24 protein-coding genes are annotated in these 23,843 nt (G+C 73.6%); 8 read left to right on the forward strand and 16 right to left on the reverse strand.

All coding sequences use genetic code 11. The features are described from left to right. Positions 1 to 49 precede the first annotated feature (49 nt). Together ACZ66S_RS21620 and ACZ66S_RS21625 are read left to right on the forward strand one after the other, a co-directional pair. Positions 50 to 934, forward strand: coding sequence for an RNA polymerase sigma-70 factor (locus ACZ66S_RS21620; RefSeq protein WP_469903133.1), 885 nt, complete (start codon positions 50 to 52; stop codon positions 932 to 934). Positions 935 to 1,101: 167 nt separating this feature from the next. Beyond that, entirely contained in the window at positions 1,102 to 1,863 is a 762-nt protein-coding gene (locus tag ACZ66S_RS21625; protein ID WP_469903134.1) for a GntR family transcriptional regulator, read from the forward strand. Between the two features lie 58 nt (positions 1,864 to 1,921). On the opposite strand, the gene ACZ66S_RS21630 is transcribed toward ACZ66S_RS21625, so the two are convergent. The 3 genes from ACZ66S_RS21630 to ACZ66S_RS21640 form a co-directional block, all read right to left on the reverse strand. Beyond that, entirely contained in the window at positions 1,922 to 3,079 is a 1,158-nt protein-coding gene (locus tag ACZ66S_RS21630; RefSeq protein WP_469903135.1) for an ROK family transcriptional regulator, read from the reverse strand. A 110-nt stretch (positions 3,080 to 3,189) separates the two neighbouring features. Further along, complete coding sequence (locus tag ACZ66S_RS21635) at positions 3,190 to 3,852, reverse strand: response regulator transcription factor (protein ID WP_469903136.1); 663 nt, start codon at positions 3,850 to 3,852, stop codon at positions 3,190 to 3,192. Between the two features lie 14 nt (positions 3,853 to 3,866). Next, positions 3,867 to 5,036: a sensor histidine kinase gene (locus ACZ66S_RS21640; RefSeq protein ID WP_469903137.1), complete on the reverse strand. Its 1,170-nt coding sequence runs from the start codon at positions 5,034 to 5,036 to the stop codon at positions 3,867 to 3,869. Between the two features lie 108 nt (positions 5,037 to 5,144). Here ACZ66S_RS21640 and ACZ66S_RS21645 point away from each other — a divergent pair, with 108 nt between their 5' ends. Genes ACZ66S_RS21645 through ACZ66S_RS21655 form a run of 3 tightly spaced genes read left to right on the forward strand, consistent with a single transcriptional unit; the run spans position 5,145 to position 7,296 of the window. Next, the gene (locus ACZ66S_RS21645; RefSeq protein WP_469903138.1) at positions 5,145 to 6,065 is read left to right on the forward strand and encodes an ABC transporter ATP-binding protein; all 921 of its coding nucleotides are present in this window, start codon (positions 5,145 to 5,147) and stop codon (positions 6,063 to 6,065) included. Position 6,066: 1 nt separating this feature from the next. Then, on the forward strand, positions 6,067 to 6,792 hold the full coding sequence (locus tag ACZ66S_RS21650) for an ABC transporter permease (protein WP_469903139.1): 726 nt from the start codon (positions 6,067 to 6,069) through the stop codon (positions 6,790 to 6,792). Positions 6,793 to 6,849: 57 nt separating this feature from the next. Further along, entirely contained in the window at positions 6,850 to 7,296 is a 447-nt protein-coding gene (locus ACZ66S_RS21655) for a hypothetical protein (RefSeq protein WP_469903140.1), read from the forward strand. 4 nt (positions 7,297 to 7,300) lie between these two features. Here the strand turns inward: ACZ66S_RS21655 and mug are convergent, their stop codons facing one another. The 10 genes from mug to ACZ66S_RS21705 all read right to left on the reverse strand — a co-directional run bounded on the left by mug (position 7,301) and on the right by ACZ66S_RS21705 (position 18,508). Beyond that, entirely contained in the window at positions 7,301 to 7,849 is a 549-nt protein-coding gene (mug, locus tag ACZ66S_RS21660; RefSeq protein ID WP_469903141.1) for a G/U mismatch-specific DNA glycosylase, read from the reverse strand. A gap of 13 nt (positions 7,850 to 7,862) precedes the next feature. Further along, positions 7,863 to 9,305 carry an adenylosuccinate lyase gene (gene purB / locus ACZ66S_RS21665; protein ID WP_469903142.1) on the reverse strand — a complete coding sequence of 481 codons (1,443 nt, stop codon included), beginning with the start codon at positions 9,303 to 9,305 and terminating at the stop codon, positions 7,863 to 7,865. Between the two features lie 59 nt (positions 9,306 to 9,364). After that, on the reverse strand, positions 9,365 to 9,706 hold the full coding sequence (locus tag ACZ66S_RS21670; protein ID WP_469903143.1) for a DUF4326 domain-containing protein: 342 nt from the start codon (positions 9,704 to 9,706) through the stop codon (positions 9,365 to 9,367). Between the two features lie 7 nt (positions 9,707 to 9,713). Then, a complete protein-coding gene (locus tag ACZ66S_RS21675; RefSeq protein ID WP_469903144.1) occupies positions 9,714 to 10,487 on the reverse strand; it encodes an SGNH/GDSL hydrolase family protein in 774 nt (257 codons plus the stop codon). Positions 10,488 to 10,543: 56 nt separating this feature from the next. Continuing rightward, entirely contained in the window at positions 10,544 to 11,557 is a 1,014-nt protein-coding gene (locus ACZ66S_RS21680) for a hemolysin family protein (RefSeq protein WP_469903145.1), read from the reverse strand. A gap of 772 nt (positions 11,558 to 12,329) precedes the next feature. Further along, positions 12,330 to 13,661 (reverse strand): hemolysin family protein, encoded by a 1,332-nt coding sequence (locus ACZ66S_RS21685; protein ID WP_469903146.1) that lies wholly within the window; start codon positions 13,659 to 13,661, stop codon positions 12,330 to 12,332. A 49-nt stretch (positions 13,662 to 13,710) separates the two neighbouring features. Continuing rightward, the gene (locus ACZ66S_RS21690) at positions 13,711 to 14,136 is read right to left on the reverse strand and encodes a GNAT family N-acetyltransferase (protein WP_469903147.1); all 426 of its coding nucleotides are present in this window, start codon (positions 14,134 to 14,136) and stop codon (positions 13,711 to 13,713) included. A gap of 56 nt (positions 14,137 to 14,192) precedes the next feature. Continuing rightward, positions 14,193 to 15,083 carry an LLM class F420-dependent oxidoreductase gene (locus ACZ66S_RS21695; protein WP_469903148.1) on the reverse strand — a complete coding sequence of 297 codons (891 nt, stop codon included), beginning with the start codon at positions 15,081 to 15,083 and terminating at the stop codon, positions 14,193 to 14,195. Between the two features lie 49 nt (positions 15,084 to 15,132). After that, a complete protein-coding gene (locus ACZ66S_RS21700) occupies positions 15,133 to 17,700 on the reverse strand; it encodes an FtsX-like permease family protein (RefSeq protein ID WP_469903149.1) in 2,568 nt (855 codons plus the stop codon). 4 nt (positions 17,701 to 17,704) lie between these two features. Beyond that, positions 17,705 to 18,508, reverse strand: coding sequence for an ABC transporter ATP-binding protein (locus ACZ66S_RS21705; protein WP_469903150.1), 804 nt, complete (start codon positions 18,506 to 18,508; stop codon positions 17,705 to 17,707). A 168-nt stretch (positions 18,509 to 18,676) separates the two neighbouring features. On the opposite strand from ACZ66S_RS21705, the gene ACZ66S_RS21710 reads away from it, so the two are divergent. Both ACZ66S_RS21710 and ACZ66S_RS21715 read left to right on the forward strand, forming a co-directional pair. Next, entirely contained in the window at positions 18,677 to 18,910 is a 234-nt protein-coding gene (locus tag ACZ66S_RS21710; protein ID WP_053847655.1) for an antitoxin, read from the forward strand. Then, the gene (locus ACZ66S_RS21715) at positions 18,907 to 19,281 is read left to right on the forward strand and encodes a hypothetical protein (RefSeq protein WP_053847656.1); all 375 of its coding nucleotides are present in this window, start codon (positions 18,907 to 18,909) and stop codon (positions 19,279 to 19,281) included. Before ACZ66S_RS21710 ends, ACZ66S_RS21715 begins: the two co-directional genes overlap by 4 nt. On the opposite strand, the gene ACZ66S_RS21720 is transcribed toward ACZ66S_RS21715, so the two are convergent. Together ACZ66S_RS21720 and ACZ66S_RS21725 are read right to left on the reverse strand one after the other, a co-directional pair. Then, positions 19,282 to 19,971: a class I SAM-dependent methyltransferase gene (locus ACZ66S_RS21720; RefSeq protein WP_469903151.1), complete on the reverse strand. Its 690-nt coding sequence runs from the start codon at positions 19,969 to 19,971 to the stop codon at positions 19,282 to 19,284. 74 nt (positions 19,972 to 20,045) lie between these two features. Continuing rightward, a complete protein-coding gene (locus ACZ66S_RS21725) occupies positions 20,046 to 20,732 on the reverse strand; it encodes an esterase/lipase family protein (RefSeq protein WP_469903152.1) in 687 nt (228 codons plus the stop codon). Between the two features lie 169 nt (positions 20,733 to 20,901). Here ACZ66S_RS21725 and ACZ66S_RS21730 point away from each other — a divergent pair, with 169 nt between their 5' ends. Continuing rightward, entirely contained in the window at positions 20,902 to 23,118 is a 2,217-nt protein-coding gene (locus ACZ66S_RS21730; protein ID WP_469903153.1) for a LuxR C-terminal-related transcriptional regulator, read from the forward strand. Positions 23,119 to 23,125: 7 nt separating this feature from the next. Here ACZ66S_RS21730 and bioD read toward each other — a convergent pair whose 3' ends face one another. Then, positions 23,126 to 23,842, reverse strand: coding sequence for a dethiobiotin synthase (bioD, locus tag ACZ66S_RS21735; RefSeq protein ID WP_469903154.1), 717 nt, complete (start codon positions 23,840 to 23,842; stop codon positions 23,126 to 23,128). Position 23,843: the final 1 nt, after the last annotated feature.

Consider the following 23,843-nt stretch of genomic DNA (forward strand, 5'->3'; position numbering starts at 1 on the left):
CGCCTGATACCGCCTGGACACGAACCGGCGTCTGCGTTGGGATGAAGGCGTGGCCACTGACACCGACACCGACGTGTTCGAAGCACACCGTCCCGTCCTCCTGGGCGTCGCCTACCGCATGCTCGGGCGCGTCACGGACGCCGAGGACGTGGTGCAGGAAGCCTGGCTGCGCTGGTCGGCGGCGGACCGGAGCGAGGTGCGCGAGCCGCGCGCCTATCTGGTCCGCGTCACCACGCGCCTGGCGATCGACCGGCTGCGCCAGGTCAAGGCGCGCGGCGAGACCTACGTCGGACCCTGGCTGCCCGAGCCGTACGCGACCGACTTCGGCGACACCGTCCCCGACACCGCCGAGCAGGCCGTCCTCGCCGACTCCGTCTCCCTCGCGGTCCTGGTCGTCATGGAGTCGCTGTCGCCCCTGGAGCGCGCGGTGTTCGTCCTCCGGGAGGCCTTCGGATACCCCTACGCCGACATCGCCGCCATGCTCGACCGCGCCGAACCCGCCGTACGCCAGCTCGCGGGGCGGGCCCGCCGGCACGTCGACGAACGGCGGCCCCGTTACGACGTCGACCCGGTCCGGCGCCGTGATCTGACGGAGCGTTTCCTCGCCGCGGCGGGCGGCGGCGACCTGGAGGGGCTGATGGCGCTGCTCGCCCCGGACGTACGGCTCGTCGGGGACAGCGGCGGCAAGAGCAAGGCGCCGCTGCGGGTCCTGGAGTCGGCCGACCACGTGGGCCGCTTCATCGTCGGCGTGGCCGGAAAGGGCGTCCCGGACCTCTCCTGGCGCTTCCTGGAGCTCAACGGCGGGCCCGCGGTGCTCGTCCTGTCGGGCGGCAAGCCCGACTCCGTCTTCCAGATGGACGTCCTCGACGGGCGCATCCAGGCCGTCTACATCATCCGCAATCCCGACAAGCTGACCGCCCTGGCCGCCGCCTGAACGCCCCGTCCCCCTTGTGCGGCGGCGCGTCCGCGCGGCAGGCAGGGGATCGCGGATTGGTCTTGACCAAGGGTGGGGGCCGCCCTATGGTCGCAGATAAGTGCAACAACCTTTAATAAACAAGGGCGCTAAAACGCCGCCGGACCACGGCGATTGCGGAGGACAGGGTGGGGACCACGCAGCTCGAAACGGTGCCGGAACCGAAGTACTGGCATCTCAAAACCGTGCTCAGTGAGGCATTGGACTCCGAATTCACCGTGGGCGAGATCCTGCCCAACGAGCGCGACCTCGCCGCCCGTTTCGGCGTCGCCCGCGCCACGCTCCGCCAGGCCCTGGAGCAGCTCGAACTGGAGGGCAGGCTCCAGCGCCGCCGCGGTGTCGGCACGACCGTCGCCCCGCCGCGCGTGGGCGTGGCCGTCGGCACCGAGCAGCACGCCTGGCCCGGCGCGGCCGGCGACGACTGGCAGCCCGTCGACTGCGCCGCCGCGGTGCCGCCGGCCTCCGTCGCGGACGCCCTCGGCACCGACGGCGAGCAGACCGTGCACGTCGTGCGCCGCTCCCGGGTGACCCACGGCCAGCCCGTCGCGGCGGAGCTGCTGTACATCCCCGAGGCGTCGGTGCCGGAGCTGTCCGCCATAGACGCGCCGTCCGGAGCCGCACGCGCGCGTGCCGTACTGCGCGAACTGCAGCGCCTGGAGCTGGAGAGCCGGGAGAACGCCGTCGAGCTCGGCTCGGCCCGCGCGGACGACGCGAAGGAACTGGACCGCCTGCCCGGCGCCCCGGTGCTGGTCGTCACCACCCGCTACCTGGCCGCGGGCCGCACCGCCGCGGTCTCGGTGGCCACCTACCGCGCCGACACCTGCCGGCTGACCTTCGGGGACTCCGGCGCGGTGGAGATCCACGAGAGCCCCGAACGCCGGGCCTCCTGAGCGACACGGCGGTGCCCCGGACCCTCGTCCGGGGCACCGCCGTGCGTGGCCGGACCGCTCAGCGCCGTGCGGTGACCGTGCCCTCCACGGCGAACAACTGCTCCTCCACGTGGTCGAGGGCCAGGCGCAGCGCGCCCGTCGCCACGGCCGCCTCCCCGAGGAGCGACAGGGCCACCTTCGGCGGACGCAGACAGTAGCGGGACAACTCCCGCCGCAGCGGCTCCAGTACGCCGTCCAGGCCGGCCGCCCAGCCGCCCACCACGACGAGTTCGGGGTCGAGGGCCAGGACGAGCGCCGCCACGTCGTGCACCAGCCGCTGGATGAAGCGGTCCACGGCGGCCCGCGCCCGCTGGTCCCCCTCCCGCGCCTGTGCGAAGACCTCGGCGACGGCCTGCTCGTCGAGCGGGTGCAGGGGCTGGTCGGTGGTCGACAGCAGCGTCTCCGGGGTGACCTCGCGGCCCAGCAGATGCAGCGCGCCGATCTCCCCGGCCGCCCCGCCGTACCCCCGGTGCAGCCGCCCGCCGATCAGCGAACCGGCCCCCGGGCTCAGCCCGGCCAGCACGAACACCATGTCGTCGGACTCGGTCGCGGAGCCCTTCCAGTGCTCGGCGACCGCGGCCGCGTTGGCGTCGTTCTCGACCAGCACCGGGCACTTGAAGGAACGGCTGAGCCGCTCGCCCAGCCGCAGCCCCGTCCACTCGGGCAGCGCCGCGCACAGCCGTATGGTGCCGTCCGCCTCCACGATGCCCGGCGAGGCGACCCCCACCGCCCACAGGGAGTCGCGCGCGACCCCGGCCCGGCGCAGCAGGTCGGCGACCGCGGTGCGCAGCCGCTCCAGGCGTTCGTCGGCGGAGGCCGTCTCGTCGACGTCCTTGGAGACGGCGCCCATGACCCGGCCGTCGAGGTCGGACAGCAGCGCGGCGACCCGGTGCGGCCCGATGTCGAGGCCCAGCAGGTGCCCGGCCTCGGCCCGGAACCGGAACCGCCGCGCGGGCCGCCCCTGTCGTCGGGCGACGCTCTCGTCCGCCGCCTTCTCGACCACCAGGCCGCCCTCGATGAGCCCTTCGACGACCCCCTCGACCGTCGGCCGGGACAGCCCCGTCACGCGGGTGATCTCGGTCAGCGTCGCGCAGTCCGTGGCACGCAGCGCGTGCAGCACCACCGCGGAATTGATCCTTCGCAGGAGCGAGGGGTCCCCGCCGGTCAGTCGCCCCAACGTCCGTCCTCCCAGCTCGTGCGCGTGTTGGGCGGATCGTACTCGGCGGGACGCCCTGCGGGCAGTCCGGGTTCGCACAGACGGGCCCGCGCCCGGTCGGGACGCCCGGTTCATCCCGGCGCCACGAACCCCGACTCGTACGCCGCGATCACCGCCTGGGTGCGATCGCGCGCCCCGAGCTTCGCCAGCACGGCGCTGACGTGCGACTTCACGGTCTCGGTGCCGACGACCAACCGCGCGGCGATCTCCGCGTTGGACAGACCGCGCGCCATCAGCCGCAGCACCTCTTCCTCCCGCTCGGTGAGTCGGGCCCGCTCCAGCACGGCCCGGGCCGCAAGGTTGCCGCCCTCGTCGCCGTACCGGGCGGCGAGCTGCCGGACCGAGGCGGGGAACAGCAGGGACTCGCCCTCGGCGACCAGCCGCACCGCGTGCACGATCTCGGCCGGCCGGGCCCGCTTCAGCAGGAACCCGTCGGCGCCGGCCCGCAGCGCCTCGTAGACGTACTCGTCGTTCTCGAACGTCGTCACCACCAGGATCTTCGGCGGCTCCTCGACCGTGCGCAGCACCGCGCGCGTGGCCTCGATGCCGTCCAGCAGGGGCATCCGTACGTCCATGGCGACCACGTCGGGCCGCAGGCGCCGCACGAGGGGGATCACCGCCGCCCCGTCGGCCGCCTCGCCCACCACCTCGATGTCGGGCTGCGCCTCCAGCACCGCCCGCAGTCCGGCGCGTACGAGGGGTTCGTCGTCGACGAGGAGAACGGTGACGGGCATCCGGCCAGCGTAGATCAGCGCAGCGGCAGCTCGGCATGCACCTGCCAGTCACCGCCGTCGGGTCCGGTGTGCGCGCGGCCGCCGAGCAGGGCCGCCCGCTCGCGTATGCCGCGCAGCCCGCTGCCCCGCCCGGGGCCGGGTGCCCCGGCCGTCAGCGGGTTGCGGACCTCCAGCGCGAGGGCATCGCGCGTGACGTCGACGCGGACCCGCACCGGGACGGCCCCCGCGTGCCGCAGCACGTTGGTCAGCGCCTCCTGGAGGATGCGGTAGCCCTCGCGGGAGACCGGCCCCGGCACGGTGTCCACCGGCCCGGACAGCTCGGCGTCCACCTTGGCCCCGGACGCCCGCGCGGACTCCAGCAGCCGGTCGGCGTCCGTCAGCGTCGGACGGCTGCTCACCGGCCGCTCGGACTCGCGCAGGATGCCGAGGACGCGCTCCAGGTCCTCCAGCGCGGCCCGGCCCGTCTCCTCGATGGCGTCCAGCGCGCGGTCCGTGAAGGCCGGATCGCCGGCCGCCCGCGCGGCGCCCGCCTGGACGACGGCCACGGTCAGCGCGTGCCCGATGGAGTCGTGCAACTCACGCGCGATACGGGTGCGCTCCAGGAGCTGCTCGGTGCGCTCCTCCAGGGCGGCCAGGCGCTCGGCGGGGGAGGGGCCCAGCAGCCGCAGCGCGAGCGCGGTCACCAGCCGGCCCGAGACGACCACGATCGCCGCCAGCGCGGCCAGCGACAGGGGCGCGAGCAGGACGTGCCACCACCGGTGGCCGTCGAGGAGGAGCAGCGCCCCCTCGTCGACGTCCCGCCCGAAGGCCGACGCCACCAGGTCCACCGAGGTGACGAGCAGGTGCACGCTGAGCAGCGCCGTCGTGATGCCGAGCAGCAGCCGCGCCTCCAGCCACAGCACCAGCCGGCCCCGGTCGCTCCAGGACACCGAGGGCGCGACGACGATGTCGGTGCTCTCGCTGTTGTGCCGGTGACCGGTCAGCAGCAGCCTCGCCTGGAGCCCCTCCACGGTCCGCATCGCGGGCACCAGGCCGGCGGGCGCGAGCGTCACGGCCGCCACCGCCCAGGTCCACCACGCCTCCTCGACGAACAGCCACATGGCCGGCCACACGACGGCGATGAACAGATGCAGCCATCGTGTGTACGTCACCGCCCGTTTGAACGGGCGCAGCAGGCGGACCATCCGGCCATCGTGCCAGCCACCACCGACAACGGGCCTCCCCCGCCCGGGGGAGACGATCTCCCCGCGCGGGGGAGGCCCCGCCCCCGCGGCAGAGCCGAGGCTGGGGCCATGACCAGCATCGAAGTCCAGTCGCTCACCAAGGAGTTCGGCACCCGACGAGCCGTGGACGACCTCACCTTCCGTGTCCTGCCCGGCCGGGTCACCGGCTTCCTCGGCCCCAACGGCGCCGGCAAGTCCACCACCATGCGGCTCGTCCTCGGCCTCGACCGCCCGACCTCCGGGACGGCCACCATCGGCGGCCGCGCCTACGCAGGGCTCGACGAACCCCTGCGGCACGTGGGCGCCCTGCTCGACGCCCAGGCCGCGCACGGCTCCCGCACCGGCCGCGACCACCTGCGCGTCCTCGCGGCGAGCAACCGCGTCCCCGACCGCCGGGTCGACGAGCTGCTGGAACGGACGGGGCTCGCCGCGGTCGCCCGGCGCCGGGTGCGGACCTACTCCCTGGGCATGCGGCAGCGGCTCGGCATCGCCGCCGCCCTGCTCGGCGACCCCGGCGTGGTGATGCTGGACGAGCCCTCGAACGGCCTCGACCCCGAAGGCATCATCTGGATCCGCGCGTTGCTGCGGGGGCTGGCCGCGGAGGGGCGCACGGTCCTCGTCTCCAGCCACCTCATGAACGAGACCGCGTCCTTCGCCGACCATCTCGTCGTCCTGGGCCGGGGCCGCCTCCTCGCCGACACCCCGATGCGGGAGTTCATCCACGCGCGCGTGCGGCCCGGCGTCCGCGTCCGCACGACCGACCCGACCGCGCTCGGGAACGCCCTCGCCCGGCACGGTCATGACGCCGTGGAGCACGAGGACGGGCACTGGACCGTACGGCACGCACGCGTGGACGAGATCGGCGTCCTCGCCTCCGCCGCCGGCGCCCCCCTCCTCGAACTGACCACGGAGAAGGCCACCTTGGAGCAGGCCTACCTCGACCTCACCTCCGCCGAGACCGAGTTCACCGCACAGTCCCAGGAGGCCTGACATGCACTTCACGCCCGTACTCCGCTCCGAGTGGCTGAAGATCCGTACGCTGCGCTCCCTCCTCGGCGCGCTGCTCGCCCTGTTCGCGGCGACCACCGCGTTCTCCGCGATCGCCGGGGTCTCCGAGACCTCCGACCCCGAGTTCGACCCGCTGTTCATGGCGCTGTCCGGGGTCGCGCCGGGCCAGATCGCGGCCATCTCCTTCGGCGCCATGGCGGTGTCCTCGGAGTTCCACGGGGGTGGGCTCCGGCTGTCGCTGGCCGCGGTGCCGCGGCGCGGGCGGTGGTTCGCGGCCAAGGCGACGGCCATCGCGGTCCCCACCCTCGTGGTCGGACTGGTGACCGCCCTCGCCGCCCTTCTCGCGGCCCGTGCCGGACTCGGCGGGGCGGCGAGCGGCCTCAGCACCGGCGAACAGGCCCGCGGTGTCGGCGGCTGCGCCCTCTACCTCACCCTGATGGCACTGCTGGCGGCCGGTCTCGCGGCGGTGCTGCGCAGCGGGGTGGCGGCACTCTCGCTGCTCATCCCGTTCGTCCTGGTCGTCTCGTTCGTGATCGGCGACGTGGCCGGCGGCGTCACCGACTTCATGCCGGACCGGGCGGGACAGATCGTCCTGTACGAGACGCACGACGGGCCCCTGGGGCCGTGGACCGGCCTCGCGGTGACCGCAGCCTGGACGGCCGCCGCCCTGGTCGCGGGGGCCTGGAGCGTGCGACACCGGGACGCCTGAACCCCGTATCGCCTGACGCCCCGCCAAATGTCAGTGGCGGCCGGTTTACTGGATCACATGGACAGTGCGAAGTACCTCGCCGCGATCGAATCGCTGTGCGCCCGCGACCTGAGCGCGGCGGACGGCGAGCCGGTCCCCTACGGGGCGGGACCCGGTTACCGCATCGAGTCGTTAGAGGTGAGCCACGGGACGCGGACCGGTGACGCGACGCTGCGCATGGCGGCCGTGGCGGACTTCTACGCCCTGCGGAGCTCCATAGCGCAGCAGTTGGACGACCGCTGGGGCAGGCAGCAGCCGCTCTGGGGGATGGGCACGCTCCGGGTGCACGGCGAGCGAGGCGACGACATCCCCGAACCCTGGGCCACGGCGAGTTCCGTGGCGGACGACCTGGACCTGTGGCAGCTCCCGGGCTCGGACCGCTGGATAGCCCTCGGCGTCGGCTACCGGGACGAGACCGACGAGGTCCATGTCCTCGCCGTGGCCTCGGACATCGACCCGGTCTGACCCGCTAGTCCCGCTCCGCCGCCACCCGCAGCCGGGCGAACTCCTCCGCCATGGTCGCCGCGGTCCAGTGCGCGTTGAGACCGCTCGGATTGGGCAGCACCCACACGCGCGCCCCCCCGATCGTCCGCTCCTGCGGCCCGACCTTCGCCTTCTTGTCGTCGAAGGCCGCCCGGTAGGCGGTGACCCCCACCACGGCCAGCCGGCGGGGCCCGAGCCGCGCCACCTTCTCCGCCAGCAGCCGCCCGCCCTCGCGGTACTCCTCGGCGGTCAGCTCGTCCGCCCGCGCCGTCGCCCGGGCCACGACATTGGTGATCCCGAGCCCGTACGACAGCAACTCCTGCTGCTCCGACGGCTTGAGCAGCCTCGGTGTGAAGCCGGACAGATGCAGTACCGGCCAGAACCGGTTGCCCGGCCGGGCGAAGTGATGGCCCGTCGCGGCCGTCATCAGCCCGGGGTTGATACCGCAGAACAGCACATGGAGACCGTCCGCGACCACGTCCGGCACCAGCCGGTCGCGGGCGGCCTCCAGCTCCTCGGGGGTGAAGCGCGTCATCGCGTGCGGAGGGTCACAGGATCGCCCCGGGCGAGTAGCCCGCGGCCGCCGGGTGCTGCTTGACGATCTCCTCGATGCGGCCCACGACGGCGGCGACCTGGTCGGCGGCGGCGCCCGTGAAGGACAGCTTGTCGGCCATCAGCGCGTCGAGCTGCGCCCGGTCGAGCGGGATGCGCTCGTCGGCGGCCAGCTTGTCGAGGAGTTCGTTGCGCTCGGCGCCCTGCTCGCGCATCGCGAGGGCCGAGGCGACGGCGTTCTCCTTGATCGCCTCGTGCGCCACCTCACGGCCGACGCCCGCGCGCACCGCGCCCATCAGCACCTTGGTGGTGGCGAGGAACGGCAGGTAGCGGTCCAGCTCGCGCGCGACCACGGCCGGGAAGGCACCGAACTCGTCGAGCACGGTGAGGAAGGTCTCCAGGAGGCCGTCGAGCGCGAAGAACGCGTCCGGCAGCGCGACCCGGCGCACCACCGAGCAGGACACGTCGCCCTCGTTCCACTGGTCGCCCGCCAGCTCGCCGGTCATCGAGGCGTAGCCGCGCAGGATCACCATCAGGCCGTTGACGCGCTCGCAGGAGCGGGTGTTCATCTTGTGCGGCATCGCCGAGGAGCCGACCTGGCCCGGCTTGAAGCCCTCGGTCACCAGCTCGTGCCCGGCCATCAGGCGGATCGTCTTCGCCAGCGAGGAGGGGGCCGCCGCCACCTGCACCAGCGCGGTGACGACCTCGTAGTCCAGGGAGCGCGGGTAGACCTGGCCGACCGAGGTGAAGGCCTGCGAGAAGCCCAGGTGACCGGCGATCCGCTGCTCCAGCTCCGCCAGCTTCGACGCGTCCCCGCCCAGCAGGTCCAGCATGTCCTGCGCGGTGCCGACCGGGCCCTTGATGCCGCGCAGCGGGTAGCGGGCGAGGAGCTCCTCGACCCGGCCGTACGCCACCAGCAGCTCGTCCGCGGCGGTCGCGAAGCGCTTGCCGAGGGTGGTGGCCTGCGCGGCCACGTTGTGGGAGCGGCCGGCCATGACCAGCTCGCCGTACTCGCCGGCCAGCTTGCCGAGGCGGGCCAGGACGGCCACACCGCGGTCGCGGATCAGCTCCAGGGAGAGCCGGATCTGGAGCTGCTCGACGTTCTCCGTCAGGTCCCGGGAGGTCATGCCCTTGTGGACCTGCTCGTGCCCGGCGAGGTCGTTGAACTCCTCGATCCGCGCCTTCACGTCGTGCCGCGTGACCTTCTCGCGCTCGGCGATGGAGGCCAGGTCGACGGTGTCGAGGACCCGCTCGTAGTCGGCGAGGGCCTGCTCCGGGACCTCGATCCCGAGGTCCTTCTGGGCCCGCAGCACGGCGAGCCAGAGCTGACGCTCGAGCCTCACCTTCTGCTCGGGCGACCAGAGCGTGGCGAGCTCGGCGGAGGCGTAGCGTCCGGCGAGGACGTTGGGGATGCGGGGCTTGGCGGGAGCGGAAGTCACGTGTACGGATTCTACTGGCGATTCGTGCAGGCCAGCGCCGGGGTGCCGTTCGTCGGAACCTACGAGAGCTCCTCCGCGAGCTCCGCGAGGACCTCGGCGTGGCACGGTTCGGGCGCGCACCAGCAGGCCAGGGCCTTGCCGCGCAGGCCCGGCAGCAGGGCGAGCAGATCCGGCCGCCCCAGCAGATGCGCCCGGTACTTCGCCATCACCTCGGCCCGGGTGCCGTCCCGGCGGCGCGTGGGGGTGTCGTAGGCGAAGGGGTTGTACAGCGGGTGCTTCGGCAGGTCCCAGCCGCCCATCGTCCAGCGGCGGCCGACGTAGACGAGGTCGGCGGGCGCGTGTTCGAGGCGGGGGCCGTACTCGTGGATACGGCCCCGGACGTTGACCACGCGCGTGTGCACGGTTTTCTCAGTGCTCGTAGGGCAGCAGGTCGGGCCGCTTCGGCGGCAGGCCGTCACCGGAGGAACGGCCCGTCAGCCGGCGGCCGATCCACGGGAGCAGGTGCTGCCGGGCGAAGCGGGCGTCGGCGATGCGCCGCGCGACCCACCGCGGGGGGACCGTCGCCGGGACCGGCGTACGCCACTCGGTGTCCTCGGGGTCGTAGCCGAGGGTCTGCCACACGGCCTCGGCGACGCGGCGGTGGCCCTCGGCCGTCAGGTGCAGCCGGTCCACGTCCCACAGGCGCGGGTCGGAGAGGGAAGGGGCGCCGTACAGGTCGACGACCACCGCGCCGTGCCGTGCGCCGAGCTCGTCGACGACCGTGAACAGCTCCTCCATGCGCGGCCGGAAGCGCTCCAGGACCGGGCCCTGGCGGCCGGGGCTGCGCATCAGGACGAGCTGCTTGCAGGACGGGGCCAGCCGCTCCACGGCCTCCGTGAGCAGGTCGCGCACCCGGACCATGTCGCATTTGGGCCGCAGGGTGTCGTTGAGCCCGCCCACCAGCGTGATCACGTCCGCCTGCATCGCCGCCGCCACGTCGACCTGCTCGTCGACGATCTGCTGGATCAGCTTGCCGCGCACGGCGAGGTTGGCGTACCGGAAGCCGGGTGTCACGGCGGCCATCCGGCCGGCGAGGAGGTCGGCCCAGCCCCGGTAGGAACCGTCCGGGAGCAGGTCCGACATGCCCTCGGTGAAGGAGTCGCCGACCGCGACCAGGCTGGAGTAAGTGGGATTCGTCTGCATGGCGGAAGAAATGGTAACGCGCTCACATACTTACCGGTCGGTGGGTTCGGATGTGCTCACACCTGCCGTCCGAACAGCTCCCGCAGCACGTCCTCCATCGTGACCAGACCGGCCAGCCGGCCGTCCGCGCCGAGCACCGCGGCCAGGTGTGTCCGGCTGCGCCGCATCGCCGTCATCACGTCGTCCAGCGGTGTGCTCTCCCGGATCCGTGCGATCGGGCGCATGTCCCGCACCGGGAACGGCAGATCCCGCGGGGAGGCGTCCAGTGCGTCCTTGACGTGCAGGTAGCCGACGATCCGGCGGCCCTCGTCCACCACCGGGAACCGGGAGAACCCCGTCTCGTTCGACAGCGCCTCCAACTGCTCCGGGGTGACGCCCACGCGCGCGTAGACCACGCCCTCCAGGGGCAGCACCACGTCCCGTACGGGACGCCGGCCGAGTTCCAGCGCGTCGTGCAGCCGCTCCCGCGCGCGTTCGTCGATCAGGCCCGCCTCGCCGGAGTCCCGCACGATCCGGGCCAGCTCGGCGTCCGAGAAGGTGGCCGTGACCTCGTCCTTGGTCTCCACGCGAAGCAGCTTCAGCAGGGCGTTCGCGAAGGCGTTGACCGTGAAGATCACCGGGCGCAGTCCGCGCGCCAGCGCGACCAGCGGCGGCCCCAGCAGCAGCGCGCTGCGCACCGGCTCCGCGAGCGCGATGTTCTTCGGCACCATCTCGCCGAGCAGCATGTGCAGATAGGTCGCCAGGGCCAGCGCGATCACGAAGGACACCGCGTGCCCGGCGCCCTCCGGCACCCCCACCGCGTGGAACACCGGCTCCAGCAGATGCGCGATCGCCGGCTCCGCGACCACACCCAGGACCAGCGTGCACAGCGTGATCCCGAGCTGCGCGGCCGCCAGCAGCGCGGAGACGTGCTCCAACCCCCACAGCACGGCCTTCGCCCGCCGGTCGCCCTGCTCGGCGTACGGCTCGATCTGACTGCGCCGCACCGAGATCAACGCGAACTCGGCCCCCACGAAGAACGCGTTCAGCACGAGCGTCGCGAGCCCGATCAACAACTGGACGACGGTCATCGCAAGCTCCTCCGTACGCGTGCGGGCCGGCCGACGGGCCTGATCCGGGCTTCGTTGCGGGGCGGCCGGGCGGTGCTTCGGGTGCCGGTTTGCCAGTACGGCGGCCGGAGCGTAGCCGTGGCGGAGCCCTCGCCCGGGGGCGCTTGGACGGCCGGGGTCGTCTCTCGCGTTGCCGGGCCGGGGGTCGCGGGGAGGGGCTGCCGCGCCCTGCCGCCCGGTCGGGGTTCATCGCGGGGCGGGCGGGCGGTGCATCCGGACGGGATCTCCTGGCGCGGCGACTGGTCCGTGCCCGCGGGCGTCAGGACGGCCGGCATGGTCCGGGTCGTCTCTCGCGATGCCGGGCCGGCGGTCACGGGGAGGGGCTGCCGAGCCCTGCTGCACGGTCGGGGTTCATCGCGGGGCGGGCGGGCGGTGCATCCGGACGGGATCTCCTGGCGCGGCGACCGGGCCGCGCCCGGCGGCGCCAGGACGGCCGGTATGGTCCGGGGCGCCCTTCGCGTTGCCGGGCCGGCGGTCGCCGCGAGGGGCTGCCGCCGCCCGGGCGGCTGCGCGCCGCTGCCTGGCCGGGTTGCCTCGCGGGGCGGCCGTACCGCGGATCGGGCTCGGGTCTCCCGGTGCGGTGACCGGACGGCAACCGCCGCGCGGATCGCTTCGGCGGGTGCCTGTACGGCAGTCGCCGCGCGAGCCGCAGGTCCCTCGACGGCACCCACCCTGCATGTCCCCTCCGGTGGCGGCACATCGTGAGCCCCCTCCGACCCCCACTGAACCGAAGTCATGAGCTCACCCCTTCCCCGTCCCCGGCCAGGGGTGCGTGGAGGAGGAGGCGGGCGGCTCTGCGGCCCTGGGCGTCGGTGACGTCCAGTTGCCAGCCGGCGACACGGACCGAGTCGCCGGTGGCCGGGATCCTGCCGAGTTCCGTCGCCAGGAGGCCGGCCAGGGTCTCGTAGGGGCCCTCGGGGGCCCGCAGCCCCACGCGGGCGAGCTGGTCCATGCGGGCCGAACCGTCGGCACGGAAGAGCTCCCTGCCCTCGTCGTCGGTGCCCGCGGGGGCGAGGTCGGGCGTCTCGTGCGGGTCGTGCTCGTCGCGCACCTCGCCGACGACCTCCTCGACGATGTCCTCCAGCGTGGCCACGCCCGCCGTACCGCCGTACTCGTCGATGACGACCGCCATCGTGCGCTTGCCGGAGAGCCGGTCCAGGAGCCGGTCCACGGTGAGGGACTCGGGCACCAGCAGCGGCTCCCGCAGCAGCTCGGCGACCGAGGCGCGGGGCCGGCGCTCGGCGGGCACCGCCAGGACGTCCTTGATGTGCGCGATGCCGACGACCGAGTCGAGGCTCCCCCGGTAGACGGGGAACCGGGACAGCCCCGTCGCGCGCGTCGCGTTCGCCACGTCCTCGCAGGTCGCCTGGACGTCCAGGGCGATGACCTGCACGCGCGGGGTCATGACGTTCTCCGCGGTCAGGTCCGCGAGGTTGAGCGTGCGGACGAACAGCTCGGCGGTGTCCGCCTCCAGCGCGCCCGCCCGCGCGGAGTGCCGGGCCAGCGCCGCCAGCTCCTGCGGGCCCCGCGCGGAGGCCAGCTCCTCGGCGGGCTCCAGGCCGAAGCGGCGCACCACCCGGTTGGCCGTGTTGTTGAGGTGGGTGATGAAGGGCCGGAAGGCAGCGCTGAACCAGCTCTGCGCGGTGCCCACCCGCTTGGCCATGGCCAGCGGCGAGGAGATCGCCCAGTTCTTGGGCACCAGCTCGCCGACCACCATCAGGAAGACGGTCGACAGCGCGGTCCCCAGCACCAGCGCCAGCGACCGGGACGTGGACGGCGAGACCCCCAGCGACTCCAGCGGCCCCGCGATCAGCGCCGCGATCGACGGTTCGGCGAGCATGCCGACGACCAGGTTGGTGACGGTGATCCCGAGCTGCGCCCCGGAAAGCTGGAACGTCAGACTCCGTACGGCTTTCAGGGCGCCGGACGCACCCCGCTCGCCGCGCTCCGCCGCCCGCTCCAACTCTCCGCGCTCGACCGTGGTCAGCGAGAACTCCGCCGCCACGAAGGCACCGCAGGCCAGCGAGAGCAGGATCGCCACCAGCAGGAGGAGCACTTCGGTCATCGGGTCACCTCCGTCCCATGATCGGACAGGGTCCCCAGGATCGCCCGTCCTACCCGGCGAAGGGCTTCACCCAACGCCGCCACTTCTCCTCGGGCGCGTACCCCGCCGCGCGCCATGCGTGCTGTGCCGTCTCGTTGCGCACCAGCACCATCGCGTCCCCGCGCCGCCCGCCGAGCCGTACGAACCGCTCCTCCGCGGCCGTGAGCAGGGCCGCCCCGATGCCCCGCCGGCGGCGCTCCGGGTGCACCGCGAGCCGGTACAGATGGCACCGCCAGCCGTCGAAGCCCGCGATCACCGTGCCGACGAGTTCACCGTCGAGCTCGGCGAGGATCAGCGCCTCCGGGTCCCGTGTGACCAGCCGCTCCACGCCGTCCCGGTCGTCGCTGATGCTCGTGCCCTCGGCGGACCGCTTCCAGAAGGCCAGCACGGTGTCGAGGTCGTCGGGCGTCGCGGCCCGTATCCGCAGGTCGGTCATACGACGATCCCATCACGCCCGACAGTCCGGCACCCGGAGTTCCAGCATCCGGACGGCTACCGGCCGCGCAGCTCCGCCAGCACCGGTGCGAACGCCTCCATGGACGCCTCCAGCACCGCCAGGTAGGTGAAGCCGTACCGCTCGCGCTGCGCCAGCACCTGCGCGACGATCTCCTCGACCGTGCCGATCAGCATGATGGGCAGGTCCAGGGCCTGCTGGAGGGTCAGGTCCGGCAGTCGGTGCAGGAACGGCGTGGCGACGGCCTCGCGGTCGTCGGTGACCACGACCGTCTGGACGAGCAGGTTCAGTTCGGCCGGTTCCTTGCGCCCCTCGGCCAGCCGCCGGTAGCGCGCGACCCGTTCGTCGAGCTGCTCGGCGGTGGTCGGGATCAGCTTGCCGTTCGTGTCGCCCGGCACCAGGATCGCCCCGGTGAAGGCCGCGATGTCGGCGTGCTCGGCGGACAGTTCGAGCATCCGGTTGCCGATGCCGCCGATCAGCAGGGGCACCCGGGGCCGCTGCACGGGCTGCGGCACATGGTCCGGCGAGGACAGCAGCCGCTCCAACTCCTCGACCGTGCGCCGCAGATGGTCCACCCGCTCGCCCGGCGAACCGAAGGGCAGCCCCGCCCCGTCGTGCTCCGACTGCACATAGCCGGTGCCCAGGCCGAGTTCGAGGCGGCCGCCGGTCAGCGCGTCCACCGTGGCCACCTCGCGGGCGAGCAGCGCCGGGTTCCAGAAGCCCGCGTTGAGGACGAACGTCCCGAGCCGCGGCCGCTCGGTGACCTCCGCCGCCGCGACCAGCGCCGGGAACGGCGCGATCTTGCCGAGATGGTCGGGGACCAGGATCACGTCGTACCCGAGTTCCTCGGCCCGGCGGCACTTGGCGCGCCAGTCGGCGTCGGTGGCGGCCGCGGTCAGATTGACGGCGAAGCGGAAGGTGCGGGGCATGAACTCTCCTCAGCAGCAAGCGACTTGAGTTGTCTGCCCCGCGATTGCATCACTCGTGCGCGATCGCCGCCAGTACGTTCATGCGCGAGGCGCGCAAGGCCGGCAGCAGGGCCGCCACGATGCCCACCACGGCCGAGCCCACGACGACGGCCACGATCGTGCCCCAGGGGATCGCCAGCGCGTTCATGCCCTGGAGCGCCAGCACCTGCTGGGTGCACACCCCCCACACCAGCCCGAGCGCGAGCCCGAGGACCGCGCCGAACACGGCGATGACCACCGACTCCAGCCGGATCATCCGGCGCAGTTGCCGCCGGGCGAGCCCGATGGCGCGCAGCAGCCCGATCTCCCGGGTGCGCTCCACGACCGACAGGGCGAGGGTGTTGACCACGCCGAGCACCGCGATGACGATCGCGAGCCCGAGGAGCGCGTACACGAGGTAGAGCAGGACGGCGATCTGGTCGTGGACCAGGTCCTTGTAGTCGGCGAGGTCGCGCACCTGGACCTGCGGATACGGGTCGAGCGTCTTCTCCAGCCCCGCGCGCAGCCGGTCGGCACCGGTGCCGGGGGCCGTGTTGACGTACAGCGCGGAGTCCTGGCCGCCCGGCGCGAACCGCTCCAGCGTGCCCAGCCCGAAGTAGAGACCCCCCTGTGTCCCGAACCCGTCCGCCGAGTCCTGGTCGGTGAGCGCGCCCACGGTCAGTTCGGTCCTGCGCCCGCCCTGGAACTCGACGGGCACCCTGCTGCCCACCCTCACACCGTGGTCGCGCGCGAAGTCCATGTCCATGCCCAGGTGCCCGGAGGCGAGCGCGGCAGCGGTGTCCCCTCGCGCGTAGGTGATGTGGGCGACCTCGTCGAGCCGCGGGTCGTACCCGGCGGCGGTGGTCTCGACCCGCTTGCCGTCCGGCAGCCGTACGGCGACGGGCGCGAACCGCGACCGTACGACGAGCCCGGCGCCCTCGGTGCCGCGGACCGTGTCCGTGACCTCCTGCGGGAACGGCAGGAAGTTGCCGTTCTGGACGACGAAGTCGGCGCCCAGGGTCTTGTCGATCTGGTCGTCGAAGGACTTGGACATGGAGGCGCTGGCCACGGACATCCCGCCGACCAGGGCGAGACCGACCATCAGGGCGGCCGCGGTGGCACCCGTGCGGCGGGGGTTGCGCAGGGCGTTGCGCTGGCTCATCCGCCCGACGGGGCCGAAGAGGGCGGGGAAGGCGCCGCCCAGCACCCGGATCACCGGCCGCACCAGCAGCGGGCCCGCGACGACGGTGGCGAGGAGCGTCAGGACGACGCCCAGACCGAGGAGGGAGGCCGCGGAGGCCGTCCTCGACGCGAGCGCGCAGCCGACGAGCGCGGCCGCGCCCGCCGCGCCGACCAGGCCGCCCACGATCGCGCGGACCCGGAGCGGCCGTCCGGTCCCGGCGATCTCGGCGTCCGCGAGGGCCGCCATGGGGGAGACGTCCGCCGCGCGCCGGGCCGGGAGGTAGGCCGCGACGAAGGTGACGCCCACGCCGACGACGTACGCGGCCACGGGGGTGCCCCAGCCGATGACCATCTCGCCGGTGCGGATGTTCATGCCGAAGGCGTTCATGAGCGCGATGAGCCCGACGGCGAGGCCGATGCCCGTGCCGAGTCCGACCGTGGAGCCGACCAGGCCGAGCAGGGTGGCCTCGGTGAGCACCGAGCGGCGGACCTGGCGCCGGTCCGCGCCGAGCGCGCGCAACAGGCCCAGTTCCCGGGTGCGTTGGGCGATCAGCATGGAGAAGGTGTTGACGATCAGGAAGATGCCGACCAGGACGGCGATGCCCGCGAAGCCGAGCATGACGTACTTGATGACGTCGAGGAATCCGCCCAGTTGGTCGAGGTCCGACTTCGCCTGTTCGTCGGCGGTCCGGTACTCGTAGGTGCCCGTGCCGAGCGCGGCGGCCACCCGCTGCTTGAGCTGGTCGTTGCCGACGCCCTCGGCGGCGTCGACCGAGATGCTGGTGGCGGCCTCGGCGGAGCCGAGCAGCTTGGCCTGCGCGGTCGGCGGGTCGAGGTAGACCAGGGTGGCGCCGGGGTTGGTGGTGGTGAAGGTGACGATGCCGACGATCCGCACCTTGAACGAGCCCGGCGCCGCGATGACGGTGAGCGGGTCGCCGATGCGCAGGTTCCTGCGGTCGGCGGTCTCGGAGTCGATCAGGGCCTCGGCCGGGCCGTGCGGGGCGTGGCCGGAGGTGAGCTCCACGGGGCTGCGCGAGGTCGGGTTCCAGTCGGTGCCGATGGTGGGGGCGCCGGTGGTGGAGCCCACCGACTCGTTCTCTGCGTCGGCGACGGTGATCCCGTCCTCCTCGGCGTCGAAGCGGGCGGCGCCGACCCCGTCGACGCGGGCGACCCGGTCCGCGAGCGCGGCCGGCAGGGTGGCCGTCGTGCCGGACGGGATGGCCTCGCTCAGGTCCTCCTTGGGGCTGATCGTGAGGTCCGGCGCGGTGGTGGCGAAGAGCCGGTCGAAGGTGCGGTTCAGGGTGTCGGAGAAGATCAGGCTGCCCGAGACGAAGGCCACGGACAGGACCACGGCCAGCGCGGAGAGCAGCAGCCGTCCCTTGTGGGCGAGGAAGCTGCGCAGCGTCGCCTTCAGCACGGGGTCATCCCTCGCCGGGGTCGTCGCCGGACGGTCCGCGCAGCACGTCGAACCGCTTCATGCGCTCCAGCACGGCCTCCGCGGTGGGCCGCTCCATGCTGTCCACGATCCGTCCGTCGCCGAGGAAGAGCACCAGGTCGGAGTGGGCGGCGGCACCGGGGTCGTGGGTGACCATGACGACGGTCTGCCCGAGCTGGTCCACGGCCTCGCGCAGGAAGCCGAGGACCTCCAGACCGGCCCGGGAGTCGAGGTTGCCGGTCGGCTCGTCCGCGAAGATCAGCTCCGGCCGGGAGGCGAGCGCGCGGGCGCAGGCGACGCGCTGCTGCTGACCGCCGGAGAGCTGCGAGGGCCGGTGCTTGAGGCGGTCCCGCAGGCCCAGGGTGTCGATGACCTGGTCCAGCCACTTCTCGTCGGGCTTCTTGCCCGCGATGTCCATGGGCAGGGTGATGTTCTCGGCCGCGTTCAGCGTCGGGATCAGGTTGAAGGACTGGAACATGAACCCGATCCGGTCCCGGCGCAGCCGGGTCAGCTCGCGCTCCTTGAGCCCGGTGATCTCGGTGCCGCCGAGCCAGACCTGGCCGGCCGAGACGGTGTCGAGCCCGGCGAGGCAGTGCATCAGGGTGGACTTCCCGGAGCCCGAGGGCCCCATGACCGCGGTGAAGCGGCCCCGCGCGATGTCCACGTCCACCGAGTCCAGGGCGAGCACGGCCGTCTCGCCCGAGCCGTACGCCTTGGTGAGACCGCGGGCGCGGGCCGCGATCGTGTCGGCCGGGGCGGTGCCTGGTGCGTCCTCCGCAGCGGTTGCCATGGGGCCGAGGGTAGTGTGACCCGGCCCACACTCGATATCCCTCTTGCGGTCGATGCGACCTCCACCCCAGGTCGGTCCCCCGATGCCCGTGTAAGGGGCACCTGCCTCGGCGGTCCGTGCGGGAGACCCCACTTGCCAGTGCTAGCGTTTCGGCGCTAGCTTCGAAGCATGGCGAAGACCCAGTTGAACGTGCGGGTGGACGAGGGCACCGCCCGCGCCGCCCGTGAACGCGCCCTCGCCCGAGGCGTCAGCGTCAACCGCTACATCGAGGAACTGGTCATGAAGGACACCGGAGAGGCGGGCCAGGCCTTCGTGGAGGCCGCCGCCGATTTCATGAAGCAGTACGAATCCGTCTTCGCGGAGGAGTTCGGCAAGGAGAGCAAGGAACACGAGGGTCGTTGAGCGATCTGCACATCGATCTCGCCTGGCTCCTGATGCTCGCGGAGCAGAAGACCCCCGGCGATCCCCAGGTCACCGACTGGGGCGCCCTGGTCGCCGCCGTGGCCCGCCACCAGGCAGAGATCTTCGACATCCCCGTCTACGACAACCCGCACCTGCGCGCCGCGGCCCTGCTGCAACTCCTCATCCACGTCCCGGCGCTGGAGCGCACCAACGCGCTCTTCGCCTGTGCGGTCGGGTACGCCTACCTGGTCGCGAGCGGACTGCGGGTCGTCACCTCGCCCGAACTCGTCCGGGACCTCGCCAAGGTCGCCAAGAAGGGCGACGCCTCGGTCCACGACATCGCGCGCGAGCTGCGCAGATGGACCCTCTGATCAGCGCTGCGCCGACGGCGGCCGCCAGGCCGTGCCCAGCACGCAGAAGGACGTGGGCAGCGTCGGACCCTTCTCGGGCATCAACACCCGCCGGTAGGGGCCGAGTTCGAAACCGGCCGCGCGCAGCGCCCCGACCGGGTCCCGGCCCAGATGGCAGCCGCCGGTCAGCGGGGGCCACAGCGTGCGGTCCAGGGCGCGCTGGGTCAGGCGCATGGCCGGGCCGCCGCCCCTGCCGTGCTCGAAGAACCGCACCACCCCGCCGGGCCGCAGCACCCGGCGCACCTCGCCGAGCGCGCGCGGCACATCACGGACACTGCACAGCACCAGCGAGAACACCACGGCGTCGAAGGCCTCGCTCTTGACCGGCAGCGCCTCCGCGGCGCCGGGCACCACGTCGACCGGCACCTCCGAACGCAGGGCGGCCTCCACCGCCAACTGCCGCAGCCGGCGCTCCGGTTCGATCGCCACGACCTCGGAGACCGTGCCCGGGTAGTGCGCGAAGTTCAGGCCGTTGCCCGCGCCGATCTCGATCACCCGCCCGGACAGCCCGGCGAGCAGCCGCTCGCGCAGCCCGGCCATGCCCATCCGGGTCTCGGCGGCGACACTGACCCGGGCGTAGTACCGGGCGAACAGGGGATGGTGGACGGGGTCCCGGGACACCTTGCCGGTGCCGGCGGACCGTAGCGGCATGACAGCCTCCCTCGCAGAGGACGGGCCCTACCGTGATTGTCCCCCGCGCGACCCCGTCGCACCCCCTCGGACGCCTACTGCACGAAGGCGCGCACCTGCTGGTAGACGCCGTGGTCGTTGTTCATGTCGGTGTGCGAGACACAGCCGACCTCGACGTTCGTCGCGCCGCTCAGGATCGCCGTGGTGTCCGGGGTCAGCGCGTCGTCGCAGTTCGACCAGTAGCTGGCGTAGGAGACGCTGCCCGGCGTCTCGTCACCGGAGTTGAGGGCGGTGAGGAAGGAGCTGCCGGTGTACATCTCCGCGCACGAGGTGTACAGCCAGGAGCACCAGGAGGCCGTCGTGGTCCCGTGGTTGACGCCGGCGGCCGAGACGAAGTCGTCCACGTACGCCGTACCGCCGAGGTTCTTCAGGTAGTAGCGGGCGCTCAGCGCGCCCATCGAGTGGGTGACCAGGTCGACCTTCGAGGCACCGGTCGCCCGGAGCACCCGCTGGACCTCGGTGGCGAGCTGCTGGGCGGTGGTCACGTTCGACTGCGACCAGCCGTACGACCAGGCGTCCAGCTCGGCGGCGCTGTAACCGTCGGCCTCGAAGTCGGCGATCCAGTCGTCCCAACTGCTCGCGTCACTGCTGAGACCGTGCACGAAGACGACGGGGTTGTGGGTCGCCGCGTGAGCGGGGACCGCGGCGAAGGAGAGTGACAGAAGGAGAGAAGAGACCACGGCCGTGGCGGCCGCGGCGATGCGACGCCCGAAGCGCTGCATGATGCCTCCTGAAACGAGTGGGGGTGTCAGGAGTGTCGGGCGGGGTCTACGCGCGCCGCATCGGCGAAATCGCCGGTCTTTACGGGTCAATTAACTCGCCAGTAACGTGAGTTGCGTGGTGACTCCGGTGAACCCTCCGCATCAGAACCGCACTTCGCCACCGCGGCCCGTGATTCCCGCCCTTCCCGAGGGTGTCAGGGTGCGGCTGCTGCATTCCGTTCACGGCGATCCGCGCGCCGCCGCCGAACTCGTGACACGGCTGACCGACCGTCAGTCGGCCGGTCTGGACCCGCTGCCCACCGACCCCGTCGACCTCGCCCCGGCCCTGCTGCGCACGCTACGCGCGGAGATCCGGGCCCTGCCCGACGACACCCAGCTCCTCCTGCTCCTCGCGGCGGCCGACCAGTACCCGGTCGCCACCCACGCCTTCCTGCGGGCGGTCGCCGCCGCCCGCCTCGACACCCGCCCGCTGGAGACCGCAGAGGCGGCGGGCGTGGCCCACGGCGGGGCGGGCGGAGTCGTCTTCCGGGACGCCTGGACCAGGATCGCCGCGTACGAGTCCGGCTCCCCGGCCGACCGCCGGGACGTCCACCGTCTGCTGGCCCGTGTCCTGCACGGCGACGGCGAGACCCCCCGCCGGTCCTGGCACCGGGGCGCGGGCGCGCTCGGCCCGAGCGGACGGCTCGCCACGGAGCTGCGCTGCTCCGCGGACAAGGCCCGCGGCACCGGCCGACTCGCCCTGGCACGGGCCCTGCTGGAGCGCGCCGCCGTCCTCAGCGCGGACCCCTCGGACCGCACGCGCCTCCTGACCCGCGCCGCCCTGGACGCCTGGAACGCGGGCGACGGCGACCGGGCCCGCCGTCTCGCGGCGGCCGGCGGCCCGGCCGACGACGCCCTCGGCGGCCTCTTCGCCCTGCGCGCGGGCAACGCGACGGAGGCGTTCGACGGTCTGCTGACGACGCTGAGACACCGGCCGGGACCGCCTGACCCGGACCACCCGGTTCACCCGGTCCACTCGGCCTACTCGGCCTACTCGGCCTACTCGGTCCGAGAAAACGGTTCTGCGGCCGGCGTGGAACCTGTCGATCCCGGCGTCCACCTCCTCGCCCGCGCCACCGAGGCCGTCATCTACACCGGCGACCTGCGCCGCTGCCGTGAGGCCGCCCAGGTCGCCGGACGCCTCGGGATCACCCCGCCCGGCACGCTCGGCGGACTCGCGGCCGCCTTCGAGGGGCGCTACGAGGACGCCCGCGACCATCTGCGGGCGGCGGCCGGGCGTTGCGGCCCGGGCGGCGACCCCACCCTCCTCGTCCACGCCGGCATCGCCGCCCTGATGCTCGGCGACCACACCCGGGCCGCCACCGCGACCCTGCGGGCCGCCGCCTCCGCCCGCGCCCGGGGCGCGACGGCCGTCACGGCCCAGGCCATGGAGTTCCGCGCCTACGCCGACTTCTGGACCGGCCGCCCCCGGGCCGGACAGGCCGCCGCCGCGGAGGCCCTGCACCAGGCGTACGCCACCGGCCAGGACAACGGCGCCTGCCACCTCCAGGCCGCCCTCGCCATGTTCGCGGCGATCACCGGGGACGCGGACGTCTGCCGTGAACGCGCGGCCGCCGCGCGCTCGTACGCCCTCTCCCGCGGTCTCGGCCTGCCCGCCGCCCTCGCCCAGTGGGCGCTCGCCTTCCTCGACCTCACCGACGGCCGCTTCGCCGGCGCGGCGGCCCGGCTGCGTGCCCTCGCCGGGTTCGGCCCCGGGCACGGCCACCGGGCCATCCGGCACCTGGCCACCCCGCACTACGTCGAGGCCGCCGTCCGCACCGACGACACCCGGACCGCCCGCGGCGCCCACGCCGACTACCACCGCTGGGCGACCGCCGTGGCCAGCCCCGACGACCTCGCCCTGAGCGCCCGCTGCCGTGCCCTGCTGGCCCCCGGCGAGGCGGCCGTCGAGCACTACCGCACCGCCCTCGACCTCCACGCACACGGCACCCGGGACTTCGAACGCGCCCGCACCGAGCTGCTGTTCGGCAGCGCACTGCGCCGGCTGCGCCACCGCACGGAGGCCCGGGACCGCCTGCGCAGCGCCCTGGAGGCGTTCGAACACTTCGGAGCGCCCCACTGCGCGGCCCGGGCCCGTGCCGAACTCCGCGCGCTCGGCGCCCCCGCCGCCCCCACGCACGCCGTGGAGCCGACCGCGCGCCTGACCGCCCAGCAGTTGCTGGTCGCCCGCATGGTCGCCGAGGGCGCCACCAACCGGGAGATCGCCGCCCGCCTGGCGCTCAGCCCGCGCACGATCGACCACCATCTGCGGGGCGTCTTCACCCGGTTGGGCATCCGCTCCCGCATCGAACTGGTGCGGCTCATCGCCGACAGCGAGGTGCCCTGACCGGTTCTCAGGGCGCTTCGCGCACCCCGAACGCCGTCGCGTCCCACGTCCCGCCCAGCTCCGGCGCCAGCCAACCCGGGGCCCCGGCACGGAAGTCGGCGGGCGGCAGCGCGCCCGCACCGGCCGGCAGGGCACCGAGCAGCGGGGCCCCGGAGACGTCCGGCAGATCCGCGAGGTTGCACCGCGAGGCGAGGTCGGGGGAGTCGGGCCAGCTACCGATCACCACGCCCGCGAAGTCCAGCCCACGGCGGCGGAGTTCACGGGCCGTCAACTCCGTGGTGTTCAGCGTGCCGAGGCCCGCCGACGCCACCACCAGGACCGGCGCCCGCAGCAGCTCCGCCGCGTCGGCCAGCGTCCCGCCCTCGTCGTCGAAGCGGACGAGCAGCCCGCCCGCCCCCTCCACCAGCACCAGGTCGTGCCCGGCGGCCAGCTTGGCGGCGGCCTCGGCGACCTCCCGCGGGCGCACCGGCTCACGAGCGGCCCGGCGCGCGGCCGTCGCCGGGGCCAACGGATCCGGATAGCGGGCGAGTTCGGCCTTCGTCACGGCACCCGCGAGCCGGGCGACCTCGTCGGCGTCCCCGGCCTCGTCCGGCCGTACGCCCGTCTGCGCGGCCTTCAGGACGGCGACCGTCCGTCCGGCGGCGAGCGCGGCGGCGGCGACGGCGGCCGTGGTGACCGTCTTGCCGATCTCCGTGCCCGTCCCCGTGATCACCAGTACCGGCATG

Source organism: Streptomyces sp. NPDC107471 (genome assembly GCF_055582845.1).

Bases quoted from the DNA above. Each gene is read 5' to 3' on its own strand.
- ACZ66S_RS21635 (WP_469903136.1), bottom strand. From the start codon at position 3,852: ATGCCCGTCACCGTTCTCCTCGTCGACGACGAACCCCTCGTACGCGCC.
- ACZ66S_RS21640 (WP_469903137.1), bottom strand. From the start codon at position 5,036: ATGGTCCGCCTGCTGCGCCCGTTCAAACGGGCGGTGACGTACACACGA.
- ACZ66S_RS21645 (WP_469903138.1), top strand. From the start codon at position 5,145: ATGACCAGCATCGAAGTCCAGTCGCTCACCAAGGAGTTCGGCACCCGA.
- ACZ66S_RS21650 (WP_469903139.1), top strand. From the start codon at position 6,067: ATGCACTTCACGCCCGTACTCCGCTCCGAGTGGCTGAAGATCCGTACG.
- ACZ66S_RS21655 (WP_469903140.1), top strand. From the start codon at position 6,850: ATGGACAGTGCGAAGTACCTCGCCGCGATCGAATCGCTGTGCGCCCGC.
- mug (WP_469903141.1), bottom strand. From the start codon at position 7,849: ATGACGCGCTTCACCCCCGAGGAGCTGGAGGCCGCCCGCGACCGGCTG.
- ACZ66S_RS21675 (WP_469903144.1), bottom strand. From the start codon at position 10,487: ATGCAGACGAATCCCACTTACTCCAGCCTGGTCGCGGTCGGCGACTCC.
- ACZ66S_RS21680 (WP_469903145.1), bottom strand. From the start codon at position 11,557: ATGACCGTCGTCCAGTTGTTGATCGGGCTCGCGACGCTCGTGCTGAAC.
- ACZ66S_RS21685 (WP_469903146.1), bottom strand. From the start codon at position 13,661: ATGACCGAAGTGCTCCTCCTGCTGGTGGCGATCCTGCTCTCGCTGGCC.
- ACZ66S_RS21690 (WP_469903147.1), bottom strand. From the start codon at position 14,136: ATGACCGACCTGCGGATACGGGCCGCGACGCCCGACGACCTCGACACC.
- ACZ66S_RS21695 (WP_469903148.1), bottom strand. From the start codon at position 15,083: ATGCCCCGCACCTTCCGCTTCGCCGTCAATCTGACCGCGGCCGCCACC.
- ACZ66S_RS21705 (WP_469903150.1), bottom strand. From the start codon at position 18,508: ATGGCAACCGCTGCGGAGGACGCACCAGGCACCGCCCCGGCCGACACG.
- ACZ66S_RS21710 (WP_053847655.1), top strand. From the start codon at position 18,677: ATGGCGAAGACCCAGTTGAACGTGCGGGTGGACGAGGGCACCGCCCGC.
- ACZ66S_RS21720 (WP_469903151.1), bottom strand. From the start codon at position 19,971: ATGCCGCTACGGTCCGCCGGCACCGGCAAGGTGTCCCGGGACCCCGTC.
- ACZ66S_RS21725 (WP_469903152.1), bottom strand. From the start codon at position 20,732: ATGCAGCGCTTCGGGCGTCGCATCGCCGCGGCCGCCACGGCCGTGGTC.
- bioD (WP_469903154.1), bottom strand. From the start codon at position 23,842: ATGCCGGTACTGGTGATCACGGGGACGGGCACGGAGATCGGCAAGACG.